Origin of the sequence: Micromonospora yasonensis (genome assembly GCF_026013475.1) — a bacterium.
GTDB lineage: Bacteria > Actinomycetota > Actinomycetes > Mycobacteriales > Micromonosporaceae > Micromonospora > Micromonospora yasonensis.
Genome location: NZ_JAPDPH010000384.1, coordinates 1 through 3,450, shown reverse-complemented (window position 1 = coordinate 3,450; position 3,450 = coordinate 1). Strand labels below are relative to the sequence as shown.

3 protein-coding genes and 1 pseudogene are annotated in these 3,450 nt (G+C 75.6%); 3 read left to right on the top strand and 1 reads right to left on the bottom strand.

Annotated features, from left to right (window positions below):
• Positions 1-528: pseudogene (locus ONA70_RS35395) on the bottom strand (sensor histidine kinase); the annotation flags it as partial.
• 117 nt (positions 529-645) lie between these two features.
• On the opposite strand from ONA70_RS35395, the gene ONA70_RS35390 reads away from it, so the two are divergent.
• From ONA70_RS35390 to ONA70_RS35380, 3 genes are all read left to right on the top strand, one after another.
• On the top strand, positions 646-1,545 hold the full coding sequence (locus ONA70_RS35390) for an ABC transporter ATP-binding protein (RefSeq protein ID WP_265010835.1): 900 nt from the start codon (positions 646-648) through the stop codon (positions 1,543-1,545).
• Positions 1,542-2,558 (top strand): ABC transporter permease subunit, encoded by a 1,017-nt coding sequence (locus ONA70_RS35385; protein WP_265010834.1) that lies wholly within the window; start codon positions 1,542-1,544, stop codon positions 2,556-2,558. Before ONA70_RS35390 ends, ONA70_RS35385 begins: the two co-directional genes overlap by 4 nt.
• A gap of 74 nt (positions 2,559-2,632) precedes the next feature.
• Positions 2,633-3,450: SMP-30/gluconolactonase/LRE family protein (locus ONA70_RS35380; RefSeq protein WP_265010833.1), on the top strand; the 818-nt coding region annotated here is incomplete at its 3' end.

Genomic DNA, 3,450 nt, shown 5'->3' with positions numbered 1-3,450 from the left:
CCGGGCCAGCTCCAGCCGCTCGTCCCGGCGTACCCGCTCGGCGGTGGCCCGGCGACGGGCGTCCATCACCCGCAGCGCGGCACCGACCGCGACGGCGGCCAGCCAGGCCAGGGCGGCCCACCAGGTCACCGCGGTTGCGCCGGCGGAGGCCGCTGCGACCACCACCACGGCGAGACTGCCGGCGGCGATTGCGGCGGCCGGGCGGACCGGCAGCGCGCCGACCGCCGAGGCGACCAGCACCGCGAGCGGCAGGGCGGTGGCGGGCCCCGGCTCGTGCGGCAGCCCGGCCAGGTCCGCGACGAGGACGGCGACCGCGGCCACCACCAGGCCCCCGGCCGCCGTCCACCCCCGATGCCGGCGCCGGACCAGGGCGAGCAGCGTGACCACCGCGCCGATCGCGCAGTCGAACACCCAGTACGTCCCGCCCCAGCTACCCGCGAGCGCGGCCGCCTGCACGGCGGTCGCGGCGGCGCAGCCGAGCCCGAGCCCGACGTCGGCCGTCATGCTCCACCGGTCCGGATTTCCCATGCCGCCCAGGCTAGGGAATCGCGGCGCGGGCCGAACCGGTCAAAAGTACGGTCGCGGTGGCCGGGAACCGTGCCGTGGGCCGATGGCGGGCGTCCCGCTGTCGCGAAGGCTCGGGGCATGACCGACGAGAACTCCCCACCGGTGCTGCACGCCGAGGGCCTGACCAGGCGGTACGGCAAACGGGTGGCGCTGTCCCACTGCGACCTGCGGATCCCCCGGGGCCGGGTGATCGGCCTGGTCGGGCCGAACGGCGCCGGCAAGTCCACGCTGCTCCAGCTCGCCTGCGGGCTGATCACCCCCACCGAGGGCACCCTGCGGGTGCTCGGCTCCCGCCCGGCCGCCGACGCGGCCCACCTGGCCCGGGTCGGCTACGTCGCCCAGGACACCCCGGTGTACGCGTCCCTGACCGTCGCCGACCATGTGCGGATGGGCGCCTGGCTCAACCCGGGTTGGGACCAGGCCCTGGCGGAGCGGCGGATCAGTCAGGTCGGGCTGAACCGGTCACAGCGGGCCGGCCGACTCTCCGGCGGGCAGCGCGCCCAGCTGGCCCTCACGATCGCCGCCGCGAAGCGTCCCGAGTTGCTGATTCTCGACGAGCCGGCCGCCGCGCTGGACCCGCTCGCCCGGGACGGCTTCCTGCACCACCTGATGGAGTTCGTCGACGAGTTGGGCGCCAGCGCGCTGCTCTCCTCGCACCTGCTCGGCGACGTGGCGCGGGTCTGCGACCACCTGGTGGTGCTCGCCGAGGGTCGGGTCCAGCTCGCCGGCGACGTCCCCGACCTGCTGGCCCACCATCACCGGCTGGCCGCCCCGCGCGGCGGGCTAGACCGGCTCCCGCCCGGCGTGGTGCCGGTCCGGCGGGAGTCGGCCGGCGGCTACGACCGGGTCGTGGTCCGCACCCCGGCCGGCGTGCCGGCGCTGCCCGGAACGGTGGAGCCGGTCCGGCTGGAGGAACTGGTGCTGGCGTACCTGAGCCGGGCGGCCGGCGACGTGACCGGACCGGAGGTGCGGCGGTGATCCGGCTGACCTGGCGGCAGTTCCGCGCCCCGGCCCTCGCCGGCCTGGCCGGGCTGGCCCTGCTGGCCGCCTACCTGGTGCACCTGGGCCGGGCCGTCCGGCACGACCAGGACATCTACCTGTCCCGGTGCCGTGCCGGCGGCGACTGCGCGCGCGCCCTCGCCCAGTTCCTCGGCGACTACCAGAACACCCTGCTGTACGCAGCCGGGCTGCTCGCCCTGGTGCCCGCCCTGCTCGGCATGTTCTGGGGCGCGCCGCTGGTCGCCCGGGAACTGGAGGCGGGCACCCACCGGCTTGTGTGGAACCAGAGCGTCACCCGGACCCGCTGGTTCGCGGTCAAGCTGCTGGTCGTCGGTGCGGCCGCGGCGGCCTTCGCCGGCCTGGCCAGCCTGCTGCTCACCTGGGCGGCCAGCCCGGTCGACCGGCTCGCCGGGGACCGGTTCAGCACCATCGTGTTCGGCGCCCGGAACATCGCGCCGATCGGGTACGCGGCCTTCGCGTTCACCCTCGGCACGGTGGTCGGGCTGCTCGTCCGCCGTACGCTGCCGGCGATGGCGCTGACCGCCCTGGTGTTCACCGTGGTGCAGTTCGTCATGCCGAACGTGGTCCGCCCGCACCTGATGCCACCGGTCACGGTCTCCCGCCCGATGACCGCCGAGGCGATCAACGATGCGCGGGCGCTGGGCAGCCTGACCGGCACCCCCGTGGTCAAGGGATTGTCCGTGCCCGACGCCTGGGTCAGCGACGTCAGCGAGTTGCGCACCGCGGACGGCCGGCCGCTCGCGACGGACCGCTTCGATCACTGCTTCCTGGACCCGCCAGGCACCGGGGCGACCGGCACCTTCGGCGACGCGGCGGTCTGCCTGGGCCGGCTCGACCTGCACGTGCGGCTGTCGTACCAGCCGAACCGCCGTTACTGGGCATTCCAGTGGCTTGAGTCCGGGATCTACCTGTCGCTCAGCGGGCTGCTGGCCGGGTTCGGCCACTGGCGGATCCGCCGCCGGGTCACCTGACCGGCGGCGGGGTGCCCTGGCGACACGCCGCTGAGGGCTGCCCGGGTACGGCATCGGCGGGGAAGAATGGCCGGATGGTCGTTCCCCGCCCGCGTCCGCCCCTGCTGATCCGGCCGGTCCGCGAGCCGGCCACCGTGCCGCCGCCGCTGGACGGGCCGTGGGCCCCGGTCGACGTCCGGCTCGACCGGGCCGAGCTGCTGCCGCTGCCCGACGGCGCGCACGGACCGGAGGACGTGCTGATCGACCCGGACGGCCGGGCGATCAGCGGCGACGAGGATGGCCGGCTCTGGTGGTGGCCGGCGGACGCCCCGGCCGGCACCCGCCCGACGCTGCTGGTCGAGACCGGTGGCCGGCCGCTCGGTGTCGAACTGGACCCGGTCGACGGCGGGCTCGTCGTCTGCGACGCCTACCGGGGGCTGCTGCGGGTCACGCCCGACGGGGTGGTGCACGAGCTGACCGGCACCGCGCCGCCGGTGCACCTCGCCGACAACGCCACGGTGGCCCGGGACGGCACGATCTACTTCACCGACTCGTCGGACCGGTTCCCGCTGTCGCACTGGAGACGCGACCTGCTGGAGCACCGCCCCAACGGCCGGGTGCTCGCGTACGACCGGCGGACCCGGCGCACCGAGGTGGTGACGGACGGGCTGTACTTCCCCAACGGGGTGGCGCTGACCCCGGACGAGTCGGCGCTGATGCTGGTCGAGACGGCCACCCACCGGCTGCTGCGGGTGGACCTGCCGGACGGCCGGGCCACCGTGCTGACCGACCTGCCGGCATACCCCGACAACGTCTCGGCGGTGGGCGACGGCACGTACTGGATCGCCCTGCCCAGCCCCCGCCTGCCGGTCATGGAGAAGCTGTTGCCCCACCCCCGGGTCCGGCAGCTCGT

What these genes read in the sequence shown, in the direction of transcription:
- ONA70_RS35390 (WP_265010835.1), top strand. Translation starts at nt 646, where the DNA reads ATGACCGACGAGAACTCCCCACCGGTGCTGCACGCCGAGGGCCTGACC.